General features: G+C 67.3%; 18 protein-coding genes. 11 read left to right on the forward strand and 7 right to left on the reverse strand.

What is annotated here, in order from left to right; translation table 11 throughout:
- Positions 1-3: 3 nt before the first annotated feature.
- Positions 4-1,464 (reverse strand): APC family permease, encoded by a 1,461-nt coding sequence (locus tag CA982_RS13230; RefSeq protein WP_086535783.1) that lies wholly within the window; start codon positions 1,462-1,464, stop codon positions 4-6.
- Positions 1,465-1,607: 143 nt separating this feature from the next.
- On the opposite strand from CA982_RS13230, the gene CA982_RS13235 reads away from it, so the two are divergent.
- Positions 1,608-2,192, forward strand: a complete 585-nt coding sequence (locus tag CA982_RS13235; RefSeq protein WP_086535784.1) for a TetR/AcrR family transcriptional regulator — start codon at positions 1,608-1,610, stop codon at positions 2,190-2,192.
- A gap of 6 nt (positions 2,193-2,198) precedes the next feature.
- Here CA982_RS13235 and CA982_RS13240 read toward each other — a convergent pair whose 3' ends face one another.
- Positions 2,199-3,674, reverse strand: a complete 1,476-nt coding sequence (locus tag CA982_RS13240) for a PAS domain S-box protein (protein ID WP_086535897.1) — start codon at positions 3,672-3,674, stop codon at positions 2,199-2,201.
- Between the two features lie 207 nt (positions 3,675-3,881).
- Here CA982_RS13240 and CA982_RS13245 point away from each other — a divergent pair, with 207 nt between their 5' ends.
- The 6 genes from CA982_RS13245 (at position 3,882) to CA982_RS13270 (ending at position 9,102) form a co-directional block, all read left to right on the forward strand.
- Entirely contained in the window at positions 3,882-5,057 is a 1,176-nt protein-coding gene (locus tag CA982_RS13245; RefSeq protein WP_086535785.1) for an acyl-CoA dehydrogenase family protein, read from the forward strand.
- Between the two features lie 62 nt (positions 5,058-5,119).
- A complete protein-coding gene (locus tag CA982_RS13250; RefSeq protein WP_086535786.1) occupies positions 5,120-5,482 on the forward strand; it encodes a hypothetical protein in 363 nt (120 codons plus the stop codon).
- A gap of 85 nt (positions 5,483-5,567) precedes the next feature.
- Positions 5,568-6,845 carry an aromatic ring-hydroxylating oxygenase subunit alpha gene (locus CA982_RS13255; RefSeq protein ID WP_086535787.1) on the forward strand — a complete coding sequence of 426 codons (1,278 nt, stop codon included), beginning with the start codon at positions 5,568-5,570 and terminating at the stop codon, positions 6,843-6,845.
- Positions 6,838-7,335 carry an aromatic-ring-hydroxylating dioxygenase subunit beta gene (locus CA982_RS13260; RefSeq protein ID WP_086535788.1) on the forward strand — a complete coding sequence of 166 codons (498 nt, stop codon included), beginning with the start codon at positions 6,838-6,840 and terminating at the stop codon, positions 7,333-7,335. Before CA982_RS13255 ends, CA982_RS13260 begins: the two co-directional genes overlap by 8 nt.
- Positions 7,336-7,361: 26 nt before the next feature.
- Positions 7,362-8,111, forward strand: coding sequence for an SDR family NAD(P)-dependent oxidoreductase (locus CA982_RS13265; RefSeq protein ID WP_208617942.1), 750 nt, complete (start codon positions 7,362-7,364; stop codon positions 8,109-8,111).
- A 40-nt stretch (positions 8,112-8,151) separates the two neighbouring features.
- Positions 8,152-9,102, forward strand: a complete 951-nt coding sequence (locus tag CA982_RS13270) for a PDR/VanB family oxidoreductase (protein ID WP_086535790.1) — start codon at positions 8,152-8,154, stop codon at positions 9,100-9,102.
- A gap of 5 nt (positions 9,103-9,107) precedes the next feature.
- On the opposite strand, the gene CA982_RS13275 is transcribed toward CA982_RS13270, so the two are convergent.
- From CA982_RS13275 to CA982_RS13285, 3 genes are read right to left on the reverse strand one after another with little or no spacing between them, the layout of a single operon-like run.
- Positions 9,108-9,728, reverse strand: coding sequence for a response regulator transcription factor (locus CA982_RS13275; protein WP_086535898.1), 621 nt, complete (start codon positions 9,726-9,728; stop codon positions 9,108-9,110).
- Positions 9,729-9,739: 11 nt separating this feature from the next.
- Positions 9,740-10,018, reverse strand: coding sequence for a hypothetical protein (locus CA982_RS13280; protein WP_086535791.1), 279 nt, complete (start codon positions 10,016-10,018; stop codon positions 9,740-9,742).
- A gap of 27 nt (positions 10,019-10,045) precedes the next feature.
- On the reverse strand, positions 10,046-11,341 hold the full coding sequence (locus CA982_RS13285) for an amidase (protein ID WP_086535792.1): 1,296 nt from the start codon (positions 11,339-11,341) through the stop codon (positions 10,046-10,048).
- A 157-nt stretch (positions 11,342-11,498) separates the two neighbouring features.
- On the opposite strand from CA982_RS13285, the gene CA982_RS13290 reads away from it, so the two are divergent.
- Genes CA982_RS13290 through CA982_RS13300 form a run of 3 tightly spaced genes read left to right on the forward strand, consistent with a single transcriptional unit; the run spans position 11,499 to position 14,728 of the window.
- On the forward strand, positions 11,499-12,956 hold the full coding sequence (locus CA982_RS13290) for an MFS transporter (protein ID WP_086535793.1): 1,458 nt from the start codon (positions 11,499-11,501) through the stop codon (positions 12,954-12,956).
- 39 nt (positions 12,957-12,995) lie between these two features.
- Entirely contained in the window at positions 12,996-14,168 is a 1,173-nt protein-coding gene (locus CA982_RS13295; RefSeq protein ID WP_086535794.1) for a flavin reductase family protein, read from the forward strand.
- The gene (locus CA982_RS13300; RefSeq protein WP_086535795.1) at positions 14,165-14,728 is read left to right on the forward strand and encodes a nuclear transport factor 2 family protein; all 564 of its coding nucleotides are present in this window, start codon (positions 14,165-14,167) and stop codon (positions 14,726-14,728) included. The genes CA982_RS13295 and CA982_RS13300 overlap by 4 nt, the downstream gene beginning before the upstream one ends.
- A gap of 20 nt (positions 14,729-14,748) precedes the next feature.
- Here CA982_RS13300 and CA982_RS13305 read toward each other — a convergent pair whose 3' ends face one another.
- Positions 14,749-15,111 carry a DoxX family protein gene (locus CA982_RS13305; RefSeq protein WP_086535796.1) on the reverse strand — a complete coding sequence of 121 codons (363 nt, stop codon included), beginning with the start codon at positions 15,109-15,111 and terminating at the stop codon, positions 14,749-14,751.
- 156 nt (positions 15,112-15,267) lie between these two features.
- On the opposite strand from CA982_RS13305, the gene CA982_RS13310 reads away from it, so the two are divergent.
- On the forward strand, positions 15,268-16,098 hold the full coding sequence (locus tag CA982_RS13310; RefSeq protein WP_086535797.1) for a sigma-70 family RNA polymerase sigma factor: 831 nt from the start codon (positions 15,268-15,270) through the stop codon (positions 16,096-16,098).
- A gap of 10 nt (positions 16,099-16,108) precedes the next feature.
- Here the strand turns inward: CA982_RS13310 and CA982_RS13315 are convergent, their stop codons facing one another.
- Positions 16,109-17,797, reverse strand: coding sequence for an HNH endonuclease signature motif containing protein (locus CA982_RS13315; RefSeq protein ID WP_086535798.1), 1,689 nt, complete (start codon positions 17,795-17,797; stop codon positions 16,109-16,111).
- Positions 17,798-18,062 lie beyond the last annotated feature (265 nt).

Genomic DNA, 18,062 nt, shown 5'->3' on the forward strand with positions numbered 1-18,062 from the left:
TCATCATCGCCGCCGTCTTCCTTGCGGGCGCATGCCTCGGCCGCTGGTGTCGTCCCGGGGCGCGGGCCGACACCAGCGGCCGAGGCATGCGCCCGCAAGGAAGACGGCGGCGATGATGACGAGGAACACGGTGGCCAGCACCCGCGATCCGCTGATGAGTGTGGTGAAGTTCGCGATCACGAGCAGGGTGATGCCGAGCAGTCCGACGGTGCCCAGGATCGGCGCGATCCTGGTGTGCCACATCCGGGTGTCGGTGCCCTCACGCCGGAACCAGACGATGATCGCGAGGCTGGTGAGCACCATCAGCACGAGGATGCTGACGATCGCGACACCGGCCATCCAGGTGAACAACTGCAGCACGGGATCGGCGCCGGCGACCGCGAATGCGCCGACCAGCACGAGCGCGGTCACCGTCTGCACCACGGACCCGACGTGGGGCGAACCGTGGCGAGCGTGGACCCGCATCAGCCGGCGCGGCGCCCAGCCCGTCCTCGACAGTGCGAAGGTGTACCGCGCGATGGCGTTGTGGAAGGCGAGCAACGCGGCGAAAAGGCTGGTCACCAGCATCACCATCATGACGTCGGCGGCCACATCGCCGAGGAAGGTGCTGGTGGCGACGAAGGTCAGGGTCGCCGGGTCGGCCTGCGCGGCGGCCTGCACCTGGTCGGAACCGAAGGCCAGCACCACCGCCCAACTCGCCACGGCGTAGAGGATTCCGATGGTGCCCACGGCGACGTAGGTCGCGACCGGGACGGTTCGTCTCGGAGTGCGGGCCTCTTCGCCGTAGATGGCCGTCGCCTCGAAACCGACGAACGATCCGATCGCGAACATCAGCGCGATCCCGGGTGAGCCCGACAGGAACGCCGACGGCGTGAAGGAGACCACGTCGATGCCGTGTGCGCCACCCTGCCCCAGCACTGCGACCGTCAGCGCGACGATCAGCGCGATCTCGGCGACGAGGAGGACACCGAGCACCTTCGCGCCGAGGTCGATGCTGCGATAGCCGAGGACTGCGACCATGGCCATCAGGACGAGCGCCCACAGCCACCATGGCAGGTCGGGGCCACCGAATCGCCTGACGACGTCACGCATGGTGGACGCCGCCAGGCCGTAGATCGCCCCCTGGATGGTCGTGTAGGCGAGCAGCGCCAGGCCGGCCGAGCCCAGGCCGGCGCTGCGGCCCAGGCCCTTGGTGACGTACGCGTAGAAGGCGCCGGTGTCGGTCACCGACGTGCTCATCGCCGCGTAGCCGACGCTGAAGACCAGCAGGACGGCGGCGGCGACGACGTAGGCCATCGGGGCTCCGGCGCCGTTGCCGATCGCGATCATCACGGGCAGGGAACCCGCGATCGAGGTGAGCGGCGCGGCCGCCGCGATGACCAGGAACACGATGCCGGCCACACCGATCGAGCCCTGGAGGGCTGATCGTGCGGGAACCGTCGCCGGCTGGGTGGTGTCGACCATGTGGAGCTCTCCTGTCGAGTATGGTTCAACGAACGTAGAACCAAGAGCTGTGATGGAGGCTACATCCGGGGTGCGCGCGTCGGAAGCGGAAGCAGGGTCGGTAAAACCTTTACCCTGGGCGGAATCGAGCTCATGGAGGTGTGATGCCACGTCTCGTCGACCACGATGAGCGCCGGTCTGCCATCGTCGCCGCCGCGTGGCGGTTGCTCGCCGCGCGGGGCATCGACGGGATCAGCATGCGGGACCTCGCGACGGAGGCCGGGTACACCAACGGAGCGCTCAGCCACTACTTCGCGGGCAAGGACGAGATCCTGCGCACCGCATACGAGTACGTCATCGAAGCGACGAACTCCCGGATCGCGTCGGCGACCCGGCGCCGCACGGGTAGGTCGGCGCTGCGGACCCTGTGCCACGAACTGATGCCGCTGACCGACGAGGCCACCCTCGAGGCCCGCATCGCCATGTCGCTGTGGCAGCGAGCGATGACCGACACCGCGATGGCGGAGGTGAACAACGCGGCGGTCGCGGAGTGGAAGGTGCGGATGGCGCAGTTGTGGAACGAGGCGGTCGCGGCGGGTGAACTACCGGCCCGCGACATCGGCGTGGGAGTGGAGCTGCTGATGACGACCATCTTCGGCCTTCAGGTGACAGCGGTGCTGGACCCGCGGACGACGTCGCGCGTCGACCAGATCAGACTGGTCGACGCGATCCTCGACGGTGGCCCCTGATCGACCTCACACCACGGTCGCCAGCGGGAGTGTCACCTGGACGGCGGTGCCGGACGGCTCGTTCGGCAGGTACCGGATCGTGCCGCCGTGCCGCTCGACGATGTGTTCGGAGATGATCAGCCCGATGCCCGAGCCGTCCTGCTTGGCCGAGAAGGCGCCGGACGCAAGCCGATCGGTGGGCGCGCCGGTCATGCCGCGGCCCTGGTCCCGGATCCACACCGAGGCCAGTCCGTCGGCCTCGCCGGTTTGGATCGAGAGTTCTTTGACCTCGGTCGTCGGACGGACGATCTCGTCGAGTGCGTTCACGCAGAGATTGATGATGACCTGACCGATGAGCACGTTCTCGCCCTGGATGGGCAGGTCGCGGTCGGGGATCTCGGCGTAGACGCGCACGCCCTGCTCGGCCGCGCGCAGTCGCACGAAATACAGGCTCTCCTCGACGGTCTCGTTGAGGTCCATGAGGGTCGTCGTACTCTCGATGCGTCGCACATAGCGTCGGACCGACGCCACGATGTCGGCCGCGCGGTGGAGTTGCTTCTCGATCTGGTCGATGCCGTACGCGAGGCTGCGGGCGTCGACGGTCTCGGCCGAGACACGGGCTTTCAGACCGCTGAGGTAGTTGGTCGACGCCGCGAGCGGTTGACCGAGCTCGTGGGCCAGGATCATGGCCATGTCGCCCATCGCGTGATAGCGGCTCAGGTACTGGAGGTTGGCCTCCTGGTAGGCGTTGCGTCGTTCCCATTCGACCCGGTCGGTCACGTCGCGGACGGTCAGTACCCGCGACCGGATGCCGTCGTGGGCGACGATCTCGAGTTCGCCCGCCAGCCACACGGTGCTGCCGTCGTCCTTGATGATCTCCTGCTGGATCTCCACCGAGCCCGCACCGTCCGTCAGACGTTCGACGACGGGATCGCTGGTGAGTCGCGGCTCGCACCGTCCGAGGTCTTCCAGATGGACCCCCGACAGTTCGGCGGGGGTCCGGCCGAACAGCTTCGCGGCCAGCGGTGAGATGTCGTCGATGCAGTTGTCGTCGTCGAGCACGACGATGCCGGCCGACGTGTGGGTCATGATGCGCTGCAACGACTCCGACACCCACGTGAGTTCCTCCTGCAACTCGACCTCGTCGGAGATGTTGCGGAACTCGACCATCACGACCGGCCCGTCCTCACAGTGCACGAGGGTGGCGCGCGCATCGGTGAGGAATTCGGTGCCGTCCTTGGCGCGGTACTTCCACTGTTTGCGACTCGACCCGTGGACCACCGCCGACTGGAGCCACGCCACCCCGACCTCCCGACGGTACTGACGTTCCTGGGCGCTCATGTGGTGCGCCTTCAGGGGCTTCAGCTCCTCGAGGGTGAAGCCGAAGATGCGGCACGCGGCCGGGTTCGCCCACAGGATGTTCTTCGAGCTCGCCTCGTGGATCAGGATCCCGGTGCCGGTGTGGCGGATCATCTGCTCGAAGTCCCGACGAGCGGGGAACATCGCCATCACCTCACCTTCGTCCGTGTTCGGCATCCACCCCAGCCAGGATTTACCCCAGCCGACCTTCGCCCCCGTCACGATGCCATGCAGTCGACCACGCGCAAGTAAGGAATTGCTTACCCGCGACGCGGGAAATCCCGATACCGCGTCCGACTCCGCGTCCATAGTGTCGATCTCGAGATCGAGAGTCGATTCCGAACGGAGACAATGATGACCGCGGAGAGCCTGACCGAACGGGTGTGTGCGGAACCGGTGGGGGCGGCACGCGACGCGGCCTTCGATCATGCGCTCGACGTGCTCCGGGATCGTCGCGACGAGTTCAACTCGCAGCGGTACGTCCCCGCCGACTACATCGCGTTGCTGAAACGGGCCGGCATGTACCGGGCCTCGACGCCCGCGGTGTTCGGGGGCGAGCCGATGGCTCCGTCGGACTTCATGTCGCTGGTCGAGCGGATCTCCGCCGTCGACCCCGCCACCGGGTGGGTGTCCAGCTTCGGGTCGTCGCTGGTGTACTTCGCCGCACTCCCGGCGGAGACGCAGCGGAAGATCTACGCGCATGGACCGGACATCGCCTACGCGGGCGGACTCTTCCCGATGCAGGAGGCCCAGAAGGTCGACGGCGGCTACCTGTGCACCGGCGTCTGGCAGTTCGCGAGCGGGTGTCGCGGCGCCGACCTCATCGGCATCGGCCTGGCCGGCGGACCCGAGACCGACGGCAAGCCGCTGACGGCACTGGTCGATCCGGCCGACGTGGAGATCGTCGAGAACTGGGACGTCGCCGGGATGAAGGCGACGGGCTCGCACGCCGTCCGCGCCGATCGGGTGTTCGTGCCGGAGGAGATGACCTTCGTGCGTGGCGGCCTGCCCCAGATCGACGAACCGCTGACCCGCTACCCGGCGCTGGCGTACGCCGCCCAGGTGCTCGCGGTGGTGACGCTGGGCGCCGCCCGGGGCGCGCTCGACTACGCGATCGAGGTCGGCGCCGCGCGGACCTCGATCACCGGCGGCGCCAGCAAGGGCAACCGGCCGGCCTACAAGAGTGGCCTCGCGGTCGCCGAGGCCGAATTGCGTTCGGCACGGGCGTTCTTCTACGAGAGCACCGACCGGGTGTGGGCCAAGGCCGTGGCCGGACAGCACATCTCGACCGACGACCAGGCACTGCTGAGGTTGAGCGCCACCCACGCCGCGCATGTCGGGCGCAGTGTCGTGCTGCAGGTCTTCGATCTCGCCGGGACCGGCGCCATCTACGAGACCCATCCACTCCAGCGGTATCTGCAGGACGCCCTCGTGCCCGCCCAGCACGCCATGTTGCAGACCAACACCTACGAGGCCGCCGGTGCCCTGCTGCTCGGTCTCGAGGCCGGAATCCCCAGCTTTCCCTGACATCCACACATCAGTCCGACATCACGCCACCCGACCTCTCGACCGCGAGGAGTGCACCGCCCATGACCGACGAACCGTTGCGCACACTGTTCTGCGTGGGGAACAACCAGAACTTCTTCGACCTGCCCAAGGCTGATATCGGGCCGGTGTGGGAGGCGACGATGGAGTTCCTCACGGGTCTGAAGAACCTCGACGGTGTCGACATCATCGGGACCTTCGACGACGACGCCCACATGGTCGGGCCGTCGGATGGCTGGCCCTGGACGTTCTACGTCCTCGCCGACGTGCGCGACCAACCCACCGTGAAGGCAGCGTGCAACCTGTTGCGCACCACCATGGTCGGCGAGTACGCGCTCTGGAAGTACTTCAAGGTCGAGGCGCGGATGGGCCGAGCTCTCACCATCCGGGACGACGTTCCTTCGTGACCGCTCCCTCATGACCGTCGCCTCATGACCGTCGCCTCCTGACGCGGCAACCGAACCCGACCCCCGACCATACGAAGGAACATCGATGACCACCATCGAGCGGCCGACCCGCGGCTTCGCGGACCTCGCCGACAAGGACCGCGTCGCCGGTCAGCTCTACACCGATCCCGAGATCTTCGCCGAGGAGATGCGCAAGATCTTCTATCGCACCTGGGTGTGGGTCGCGCACGAGAGCGAGGTCCCCGAGGCGGGCTCGTTCAAGACCACCCAGGTCGGTGATCAACCGGTCATCGTGACCCGGGATCGCAAGGGCAACTTCAACACGCTGCTCAACCGGTGCCGGCACCGCGGCGCGACGGTGTGCGACCAGCGCAGCGGCAAGGCCAACGGTTTCACCTGCCCGTACCACAACTGGTCCTACACCCTCGACGGTCGACTCCGCGGCATCCCGTACCCGGACGGGTACGAGGGCGTCGTCGAGAAGAACGACTTCCCGCTGCAGAAGCTGCGCACCGAGAGCTACCTCGGCATGATCTTCGCGACGTTCAACACCGAGATCGAGCCGCTCGAGGACCACCTGGGCGACGCCAAGATCTGGATGGAGCGATTCCTCAAGCAGTCCAACGGATTTCCCACCAAGGTCCTCGGCAGCCACAAGTTCCGCTTCAAGGGCAACTGGAAGATCCAGCTCGAGAACACCACCGACGGCTATCACTTCCCGATGGTGCACAAGTCGTGGATGGCCTCCGTCGACGCCGAGACCGCGAACATGATGTCGTTCATGGACGATCCGGCCGCCGAGACACATGCGCTCGGCAACGGGCACAGTGTCGCGATCATGGCGGCGGCACACGCCGACCTCGACATCGACGACGGTAGCGAGGAGATCCAGCCGCGGTTCCAGCACCTGGTCGATGAATTGGCCGAGGCGGGGGAGAGCCCCGAGCGTATCCGTCGCTACATGCGTTCGATGCACGGTTGTGGGTTCAACCTCAACATGTTTCCCAACATCGCGATGTCGTCGTCGTTCTTCCGCGTCCTCATCCCGATCAGCGTGGACGTCACCGAGGTGTGGCACATGGCGATCGGCATGGAGGGCGGGCCGGAGAGCATCAACCGCGAACGCCTGCGCATCCATGAGCACTTCCAGGGTCCTTTCGGGTTCGGCAGTCCGGACGATGCGGAGGGATGGGACCGGGTGCAGATCGGCGCCGGGGGCAACCCGACCATGCCGATCCTGGTGAACCGCGGGGAGAACCGCGAGTACACCACCGAAGAGGGCTGGCCCACTTCGCATGTCACCGACGAGACCGGGATGCGTGAGTCCTACGGCATGTGGAAGAAGATGATGAGCGATGACTGACCTGCACACCTTCAACGACCCGCGCGTCCTCCGCGCCATCGCGCTCGTGTGGAAGGAGGCCGAACTCCTCGACGCCAAGGACTATCCGGCGTGGGAGGCCCTCTACACCGACGACGCGCACTACGTCATCCCGATCGATCCCGACACCGACGACTTCGACTCGTCGCTGAACATGGTGTACGACGACAAGCGGATGCGCCGGCTGCGCGTCGAGCGGATGATGCAGGGGTACGCACCGTCGGCGGTCGCCGCGGCCCGGACGGTGCGCGTCATCTCGCGCTTCACGGTGTCCGACGTGAGCGACGACACCGTCATCCTGCGCTCGGCGCAGATCCTCAACGCGTTCAAGCGCGACACCTTCTCGACGATCGGCGCCGAGCTCACCCACACCATCGAGCTCGGACCCGACGGGAGCGACCGGATCAGCCTGAAGGTGGCCCGCCTCATCGACAGCGAGGACGCGGTCAGCGCCTCGGGATACCTGGTGTGAGGGCGGAAGTGGACATGGACTCGATCATGGACTCGACCAAGGGGATCGCGGTCGTCACCGGCGCCGCCGGCGGGATGGGTTCGTTCATCGCCCGTCGATTGCATCGGGACGGTCATCGTGTCCTGCTCACCGACATCGCACTCGACGCGGCCCAGCGGATCGCCGAGGACCTCTCGCCCGACGGGTCGACCGCTCGGGCATCGGTTCTCGACGTCGCGCACCGCCAGAACTTCGTCGATGCGCTGGCGCACGTGCAGTCGCTGTGGGGCACCCCGACGATCGTCGTCAACAACGCCGCACTGACCCAGGCGGCCGATCTGATGACGATCGACGAGCCGGATTTCACCCGCGTGCTGAACACCAACGTCAACAGCATCTTCTTCGGCTGTCAGGTATTCGGTGCCGCGATGGCCGACGAGGGTTACGGCCGCATCGTCAACATGGCCTCGCTGGCCGGTCAGAACGGCGGCACCGCCACCGGCGCGCACTACGCCACGTCGAAGGGTGCGATCCTGACGGTCACCAAGATCTTCGCGAAAGAGCTTGCGGCCAAGGGGGTCACGGTCAACGCGATCGCGCCCGGACCGCACGACCTGCCCGTGGTGAAGGCGACCGTGCCGCCGGAGAAACTCGATGCCGTGATCGCCGGAATCCCCGTCGGCAAGCTGGGCAGCCCCGACTTCATCGGGGACATGGTCGGCCTGTTGACCGCCGCGAACGCCTTCTTCGTCACCGGTGCGTGCTGGGACGTCAACGGCGGGCTCTTCGTCCGCTGACCGCACCCTTCGCACCATCCGACCTCACCAGGAGCACACCATGGCCCTCACCGACGTCGTCGTCTCCGCGATCGTCCAGGAGACCCCGAGCATCAAGACCTTCTACCTGTCGAAGCCCGATGGCTCGACGATGGGGGAGTACACGCCGGGTGCGCACATCGACGTCGTCGGGCCGACCGCCATCACCCGGCAGTACTCACTCTGCAGTCGTCCCGACGGCCGGGAGTCGTTCGCCGTGGCGGTCAAGCGCGAGGACCAGTCCCGCGGGGGGTCGGCCGCACTGCACGAGTTGCGCGTCGGGGACCGCCTGCAGATCAGCGAGCCGCGCAACCTTCTCGGGATCGACTCGACGGCAACACATCACGTCCTCGTGGCCGCGGGCATCGGGATCACCCCGATGTTGAGCATGGCACGGTACATGGATGTGCACGGCATCAGCTTCGAGTTGCACTACTTCGCCCGCACGGCGGAGGACGCCGCGTTCCTGCCGCTGTTGCGCGAACGCTGCCCGGAGAAGCTGCACGCGCACGTGGGGGTGGGTCGCGAGGCGCACGGTCCGATCCTGACCACCGCGCTGCACGCGGCGCCGCAGCACGCGCACGTCTACGTCTGCGGTCCGGACGGTTTCATGACCAAGGTCCGGGAACTGGCCGAACGTTTCGTCCCGGCGGAGGCGGTCCACTTCGAGAACTTCCACGCCACCGACCAGCCGGACGCGTCGGCGAATTCCGCGTTCGACGTCGAGCTCGACGGGGAGACGTACCACGTGCCGGCCGACCGGAGCATCGTCGAGGTCCTCGAGGACAACGGTTGCGACGTCGACACCTCGTGTCAGGAGGGCATCTGCGGGACCTGCATCATGCAGGTCCTCAGCGGTGAGCCCGAGCACCGTGACAATGTGCTGACCAAAGCCGAGCGTGAATCGGGCGAAGTGATGGCGGTGTGCGTCTCGCGGACCACCGGCGCGAAGCTCGTGCTCGACTACTACTGACCCCATCAGGGAGGGGTCGGCACCTCGACGTCGAACCGCAGGATGTCGCGCACGAGCGTGCTGATGCTGTCGGCATCGGTCTTGCTCTTGATCCGCGCTCGATGCACGTCGACCGTCTTCACGCTCATGTCGAGCCGGCGGGCGATGTTCTGGCTCGGCAGTCCCTCGACCACCAGCGCGAGGATCTCCCGCTCCCGCGGGGTGAGCAGTGCGACCTTCGATTCCACCCACCGCTTCTGCTCGTGGGTGCGGAACCGTTCGACCGCCTTCTCCATGCCCGCCTGGACCGCGTCGAGGAGCCGCTGCGGGTCGTAGGGCTTCTCCAGGAAGTCCATCGCGCCGGCCTGCAGCGTGGACACCGACATCCGGATGTCGCCGTGGGCGGAGACGAAGATGATGGCGACGTGCGGCGCGAACTCGTTGAGCTTCTCCTGCAACCGCGGACCGCTCATCGTCGGCATGCGGACGTCGAGCACGATGCACGCGGGGGTGTCCCCGGAGTACTGCGCGAGGAAGTCGTCGGCGCTGTGACAGATCCGCGGCGAGATCCCGATGCTGCCGAGCAGCCAGTCGACCGATTCGCAGAGTTCCGGGTCGTCGTCGACGACGTACACCGTCGCGGTCACGTCTGCTGCGGTCACACCCACGCCGCATCTGCCGTCCAGTAGTTCATGCCGACGGCACTGACCTGGTGCCGCCACTCCGAGGTCCGGTTCAGCCAGGGTTCCTCGCGCCGGACCGACTCGTCGGCGGCCTCCGGGCCATCGGCTTCGACGGTCCAGTGCACCCAGTTGACCTCCCGGCCGTACTCGTCGTGCACGAACAGGTCGACATGGTGCCAGCCGTAGTTGAAGGTGTCCTCGTAGCACGTGAGGAACATCCGGTGATGTGTCTCGGGGCGGGGTTTGATCGTCATGGCAGATCTTCTCTCTTCCAACCGGACTCAGGCCGGAACGACCGGATGCGACCGGAGCTCGGTCTCGAGGACTGCGGCGACCTCGAACAGCGCCGACTCGCGTCCGGGCAACCCGATCACCTGGAGGCCGAGGGGCAGCCCGGCGTCGGTGGTGGCACCGGGCACGACGACTACCGGACATCCGAGGAGTTGCCATGGACGGCTCAGCACCGGCGATCCGGTGGCTGCGAGACCACGCGGGGCGGGGCCGGGTGCGGCGGGACCGACGATCACGGTGTGATCGCCGAGGGCCTCGGCGAGCAGATCGCGAGACCGGTCACGTCGGATGAGGGCAGCCGCGTGCTCGGCGACGCCGACCGCGCGGCCCGCGTCGACGAGTTCGTGGAGAGCCGGACTGAGTGCGGTGGTGTGTTCCCGGATGACATCGTCCAGCGTTCCGGCCGCCTCATGGGACATGACCGTCACGTGGTCGTCGGCCAGGGTGCGGACATGGTCGTCGTATTCGAGCGCCCGCGTCTCGACGCCCGCTGCGTCGAGCAGCCCCGGCAACCGGTGGATCAAGTCCGACATCGCGGGATCGATCGGATGCAGATCGCTCCCGCCCCACACCACCACGGTCCGGACGGTCGAACGTCCCGGCACCATCGGTGAGCGACCCGAGAAGGCGGAGTAGACGTAGTGCAGGTCGGCGATGTCCCGTGTCAGGATGCCCAGCGAATCCAGCGACTCGCTGAGTCCGGTGACGCCGGACAGGTCTGTCGAGCCGTGCGCGAGGACCAGGCCCGCGGCACCGCAGTACGCGGCCGGACGGGTCAGCGAACCCGCGGTCTGCGTACCGAGCGCGACCGGGATGACGCCTGCACCGACGGCGGCCGCCGATCCGCTCGACGACCCGCCCGGCGTGTGCTCGGGCTGGTGCGGGTTACGTGTCGGTCCGGGCGAGAAGTAGCCGAACTCGGTCGTGACCGTCTTGCCCTGGATCACCGCCCCCAGATCGCGAAAACGGCTGACACAGGGTGCATCCGACGCAGCCGGTGACGGCGACGTGGTCGGCGAGCCGGCACGGGTCGGCAGCCCGGCGGCGTCGATGAGGTCCTTGACGCCGAGGGAGACACCTCGCAGGGGTCGACGACCCGGCATCGCATCCTGGCGGCGGGCGTCGTCGACGACGGTCGGGGACAGCTCGACCCACGCGCGCAGGTCGGTGTCGGTACGAACGATCTCCGCACGAACCTGTTGCGCGAGAACCTCCGCCGACACCACCTTCTCGTGGACCGCGGTCGCCTGCTCACTGATGGGCTGTTTCCAGTAGGCCGAGCTCACCGTTCCTCCTTCTTGTGCTGGCACCAGTCTGCCCTCTCGCGCATCGCGGCGACAGTAAAGATTTCCCTCGTATCGCCGTAGGCGCGTGGGGCCATAGCGTCGATGTCAGCCCTCGAAATCCAGGCGTCATCTCAGCCCGCCAGCCCAAGGAAACGTAATGACCATCAGAGAATCCGAGGTGGCGACTCCGTCGTCATCGCCGGCCGCCCCCGAGCGACGAATCGACCTCAGCCGCATGTCGAGACGCGCGTGGATCGTCACCGGCATGCTCGTCCTGTTCCAGATCATCGCCTTCGCGGACAAGGCGGTCCTCGGTCTGGTCTCGGCCGATGCCATGCCCGAACTCGGCCTGACGCCAACCGAATTCGGATTCATCGGTAGTGCGTTCTTCTTCCTCTACGCGATCGTCTCGGTCATCACCGGGTTCCTGGCATCGAAGATATCGGTGAAGTGGATCCTGTTCGCGATGGGCGTCACCTGGGCGGTCCTGCAGTTCCCGATGCTGCTCGGTGGCGGCGCCGCCATCCTCCTCGTGACCCGAATCGTGCTCGGCGGTGCGGAGGGCCCGGCCACGGCCATGTCGCTCACCTCCGCACACACCTGGTTCTCACCGACGCGACGCGCACTGCCGTCGAACCTCATCGCCGCCGGGTCCACTCTGGGCCCGGTCTTCGCGGCACCATTGCTCGCCTGGGTCATCGCCGTGTGGGGCTGGCGCTGGGCGTTCGGTGTTCTCGGGATCATCGGTCTGGTGTGGGTGATCGCCTGGTGGGCGATCGGCGCGGACGGCCCCTATCGACCGAAGAAGACCGCGTCGCCGGACGAGCCGGCCGTCGACGCCGACGAGGCGGCGACCGATACGAAGGAGGTCGCGACCTCCGCGGTCGACGAGCAGAAGCCGGTCGTGATCTGGCGGGCACTGCTCAGTGTGGCCTTCCTGTCCGCCGTGATCGGCGGGGCGTCGAACTTCTGGGTCCAGGGCTTCCTGACGACCTGGCTGCCCCAGTACCTCGGTACCGTCGTCGGGCTCTCGCTCGGTGAGGTCGGCGCGATGACGACCGTGCCGTGGGTGGTCGGAGCGCTCGTGCTGCTCGGGCTGGGTGCGCTCGGGCACCGGATGATGCGTCGCGGGAGCTCGGCCCATCTGGCGATCGCCGTCCCGTTCGGCTGCGCCGCGGTGTTGGCGGGTCTGTGCTTCATCACGATCCAGGCGACGTCGGGGATCACCGCGGTGGCACTGCTGTGCCTCGCCGGCGGATGCAGTCTCGCGTTCCCGATGACCGCGACCGCGATCGGTTACGCGGTCGGCGCCCGGCAGCGGCCCATCCTGATGGCGACCCTCGGCGGTGTCGCGTCGTTCGGCGCGGTCATCTCGCCGATCCTCGTCGGATGGCTGATGACCGACGCCGGGTACTCCTCACCCCCGAAGGGCGAGAAGCCCAGCGCGGAGATGGCCGGGAACATGGCCGACGGCGTGCATCAGGCCTTCACGATCACCGGGATCGTCCTGCTCGTCGGCGGCGCACTCTGCATCGCCTTCCTCCGGCCGGAGCGACTCGGCGCGACCCTGCAGAAGCGCTACGTCAAGGAGCCGGCCGAGGTCCCGGCCGTCTGACCACAAGACCGCAGCGACGATTCGATCTCAGGAGAAGCGATGCCCGACAACGTAATCAGTGCCATCGATCCAGGCATCTTCCGAAATGTGATGGGGCACTATCCCACCGGCGTGGTGGTGGTGACCGGACGCGGAGACGACGGTTCGGTGCTGGCCATGGTCGTCGGGACCTTCAGCTCGGTCTCGATGGACCCGCCGCTGGTCTCCTTCATGCCGATGAAGACCTCGCGCACCTTCGAGAAGATGCGGGGCTGTGAGTCGTTGTGCATCAACATCCTCGGGGGTGAGCAGGAGGACGTCGTGCTCACGGTCGCGCAGCGGTGGGAGAACAAGCTCGAGGGCATCGAGTGGTTCCCGTCGCCGTCCGGGGACCCGGTGCTGGCCGACTCGGTGGCCTGGATCGACACCCGCATCCGCAACGTCGTGGAGGCAGGCGATCACTGGATAGCGCTCTGCGAGGTGCGGGACCTGGCCGTGACCAACCCCGTGTCACCGCTCATCTTCTTCCAGGGCGGCTACGGCAGCTTCGTGTCGACGTCGCTGATGGCGAGGATGGACCACGAGATCCTGCCGACGATCCACGCCGCGCATGCGGCGCGCCCGCAGGTCGAGGCGCTGGCCACGTCTGTTCGGTGCGAGGTGTCCGTCCTGACGGCGGTGAGCCGCGATGAGATGGCCGTGGTGCTCTCGGCCACCGCGCCGGGCGTCGATCGGGAGGAGGGCCTGGCGTATCGCATCCCGATGGTGCCGCCGATCGGGGACACCTATGTCTTCGACCAGGACGACGAGACCCGCGAGCGGTGGCTGGCGAAACTACGGAACGCCGACGACGATGTGCGACAACTGCATCGCGAACGGCTCGAGTTCGTCCGGCAGCACGGCTATCTGGTGTCGTTCCTCCCCGAGGAAGGCTCGACCGCCTACGAGGAGATGCGGGCGGCGACGAAATCGTATGAGCGGGGACGGCTGACGCCGTCGCAGGAACGCGAGATCTGTGAGTCCATCGGAAAATCGCCTGTCGACTACCGTATTCGCGACGTACGGTCTGATCAGACCTACGACGTCGGTTCCCTCGTGTTGCCGATCCGGGATGCTCGCGGCGGCTACTCGATGACGCTCCGGCTGTCGCAGCTGCCGCCCGGTGTGAACGGTGCCCGACTGGAGGCCTGGATCGAGCAGGCTCGCGCCGTGGTGGAGGTGCTCGGGCGATGACCGAAGCGGACGTCGACGCCCGGATCGCCACCCTGGTGGCCCGCGTCGAAACACTGGAAGCCGAAGCCGACATCCGGCGGCTACAGGCTCGATACATGTTCTTGTGTGACACCCCGTGTCCCGAGCCCGGTCTCGCGGACGACGCGGAGCGCATCGAACGCATCCTCGGCCTCTACACCGACGACGCGGTGTGGGAGGGGGTCGGGGAGTACTACGACGGACAGTTCGGGCGCGCCGAGGGCAAGCAGGCGATCCGCGAGCACTTCCAGCGCTTCTGGGGCGAGAAGCGTGACCCGGCACTGCTGCTCAACGCGCACTACCTGACCTCCGAGCAGATCCACGTCGACGGCGACACGGCGGACGGCCAGTGGATTCACATGCAGCCGTGGCTGTTCGGCGACGGGACGGCGCTGCTGCGCTCGAGTCGACTGAACAACGCCTTCCGCAAGGACGACGGTCGCTGGCGGATCACCCGAACCCGCACCGAGAACGTCTTCATCGCACCGCTGCCCACCGGTTTCGCCGAGAGCTACCCGTCGTCGTCGGTGCTGATGGGCTGAGGCGTTCGGTACCGGTCGGGTCATGCGGCCGAACTCAATCGGACCAGGTAGACCGTCGCCGCCGCTGCGAGGAGCAGGAAGGCGCCGGGGAAGGCGATGTTGTAGAAGACCCGGGCCCGCACATGAGCGACGACCGCGCCGATGAAGAACAGGGTCAGCCCGACACCGGCGGCCACGCCGATCCACGGCTGGATGACCAGACCGGCGACGAGTCCGGCGGCGCCGGCCGCTTTCAGGGTCGCGAGGTGGGGCAGGAACCGAGGCGGGACATGGACCTCGGCCGAGTTGGCCAGTACGAAGTCGGCCCGGGCGACGTCGGCGACGGCGATACCGGCGGTGGCCACGATGCAGACGATCGTGGCGACGACGAGCACGGTGGTCATCTGTTGTCCCCTTTCGGCGGCCGGGTTCTGACCGGTGGTCGGCGGGTCGGTACGGTCGTCATGAATGTCCTCCTCGGAGGCGGGTTGTCGGTTGCCGGATGTGAGAGTGGCGTCTCGTCTGTCTCGACGTCTCGCCCCTCGGAAAGGTGACATCCGGTGGTATCGATCTCAGAATTCGAAGATCTACGACCGCGCTTGACCGCGGTCGCCTTCCGCATGCTCGGCTCCATCCACGACGCCGAGGACGCGGTACAGAGCACATGGATCAAGGCTTCGCATGTCGATCACGCCGAGGTCCGCAATCCCGCAGCATGGTTGACGACGGCACTCACGCGTGTGTGCCTCGATCAGTTGCGAGCGAGGAGTCGGCGTCGGGAGGATCCGCTGTTCGACGGTGCGCTGCCGGCAGAAGCCGTCGCGGCCGACGAGCACTACCTGCAGCGGGAGGACGTGTCGCGAGCGCTGATGGTGATCCTCGACCAGCTCACGCCCGCGCAGCGTGTCGCGTATGTGCTGCACGATCTGTTCGACGTCCCGTTCCGGGACATCGCGACGGTTCTCGGCTCGAGTGTGGACGGCGCGAAGAAGCACGCGTCCCGGGGGCGCGGCCGGATCGCTTCTGCTCGACCGGACGACGAGCTGTCCGCAGGCGGTGCGAGCGTGGTGGTCGATGCCTTTCTGGCCGCGGCCGGCGGCGGTGACATCGACGCGATGGTCCGGCTCCTCGCCGACGACTGCATTCGCGTCGTCGACCGGTCGCTGGTCCCGCCGGGCACGGCGACCGTGGTCAGCGGCGCTCGGGCGGTCGCCGAGGAGACCCGATTGTTCGCCGACCGCATCCGGGCACATACACCGATGCGACTGGGCGGTCGCATGGTTCACGTGATCGCACCGGGCGGTCACCTGCTCGCCGTTGTCGAGGTCGCAGTGGTCGGCGGCCGGGTCTCGCGCATTCGTATTCGCCGCCCGGCGTCGGTGGCGTCATGACCAGCGGTGTCTAGAAGGGCGGTGGGTTGGCGTCGTTCCAGCGCTTCTCGGCGCGCTGGTGGCGTCGGAAGTCGTTGTCGCGCTGCCTGTTGAGTCTGTCGCGGGCGGGGTGATCGGGTGGCCGGCGCGGGGAGAGCCGGTTGAACAGGTCGCGTCCGCTGAAGGCGTTGCCGACGAACATGTGCCCGGTGGGTGCGGTGAACCAGGCGGTGCGGAACTCGTCCTGGTGGTCCTGCCAGCTGGTGAAGGTCTTGATGCGGTGATGGAACCGGCACAGCGGCTTGAGATTGCACGCATCGGTCGGGCCGCCGCGTCGCGCGTCGGCGTGGTCGAACGGATCGGTGTGGTCGAGATCGACCTGCCACACCGGCGCATTGCAGCCGGGGAAGGTGCAGCACAGTTCGCCCGCTCGCACCAGCGCCTGGAGTTTTCTCGACGGGACGTATCGGGTCGCGGGGTGAGTAGGTGCCGAGGGCGGGCCGGCGTCTGTCGGAGTGATGTAGGTGCGTCGCGCTTCGGCGAGCAGTGTTCGGGCGGTGTGGGCGTCGATGATGCCGTGTCGGTCGAGGAACGCGGGGTCGTCGTCGAGGCCGATCAGGGTCGACAGGTTCACCACGATGTGGAAGGTCGCGCGCGGAGCGAGCTGCGGTGGCGGCGAGACGGTCGGAGAGGACGCACCATCGACATCGGTGTCGGTGGCCGACGCGTCGTCGACGGTGTGCTCGTTCTCGACTTCAGAAGCCGGTGCTGGTGGCTCGGTGGCGGCCGGATCCGCTGCGTCGAGGTCGGGTGCCGCATCGGAGTCGGTTGCGGCAGGCGCGCAATCGTCGCATTGGCACGTGAGAGTGGCTGCACCGCGGGCCAGGGCTTTGAGGGCGTCGGCGCGTCGCATCGGCAGGGTCCGTGGGTCACCGGGGTGTACCGCGTTGGCCATCGACGACAGGCGGGCGTCGAATTCGGCGGCGTCGGCGTCGGGCAGTGTGCCGGAGATCCGGGACTGCCCGGGCGTGAACCGGTCCGGGGTGACCGTCACCTTGCGATCGTCCTTGACTCGTTCCTTGCGCCGGCGGATCGCGTCGGGCGCCCACGCCGCGACGATCGCGTCGACCATGGCGGTGAACCGGGCCGTCGACATGGGTGCGCGGGCGAAGATCGCCTCGGCGAGGTGGGCGTCCACGGTCTGCATCTCGTCATCGTCGGTGATCAGTTCGGTGCGCTTGAGGGCGATGAGGAAGCGGCGCTTGTCGATTCGGCCGCACGCCAGTGCGTGTCCGGTGAAGGCGAGTCGGTAGCGCAGCGCGTCGCCGGCCTCGATGAGTTCTCTCGCCTCGGCCGGTGTGACCGTGAGGGTGGCACCGACTTCGGCGATGGCCTGTTCGAGTCCGTTCGGCCCGAACTGCTCGTAGGGGTTCTCCCCGGCGGCCACTCGTGCCGACAAGTTCTCGAAGGCCTCGATGGAGTCGAGTTCGCCGCTGTGTATCTCGGCGCGCCGCTGCGCGTAATCCATCTCGCGTTCGTCGTGAATGAGGCTGGCAACGACCAACATCCGGTGCGCGGACGCTGCGGCGAGGCCGGCGCAGTGAGTCAAGACCTCGACGAGTTCGGATGCGGAGAGTTCATGGTCGGGACGAAGGCGCGGCTCGACGGACTCGCTCGAGGTATCCGCCGATGTGGATCCGGCCCCCGCCCCCGATGACATGACTCCATGTTACTCGAATATATGTTCGAGTCAAGGGTTGGCTTCTCGGCATCCCGAGGACCCTGCCGTTTGGCAACACGCGACTCAAAACCGCAGCCATGCTCCTCGGCACGACGTTCCTCCTGACCTCAGATTGGCCTCGGTAGATGGTCTGAGTCTGGCAGCAACGGTGTCGCCACCGCGGGAATGGTGACAAGGTTTGCTCCGCATTGTTCGCAGAGTCGATGGTCGTCGGAGGCAACGATGGTCGCGCAGGTGTGGCAAT

It is taken from the genome of Gordonia lacunae, assembly GCF_002149015.1.
In the GTDB taxonomy this organism is placed as follows: Bacteria; Actinomycetota; Actinomycetes; order Mycobacteriales; family Mycobacteriaceae; genus Gordonia; species Gordonia lacunae.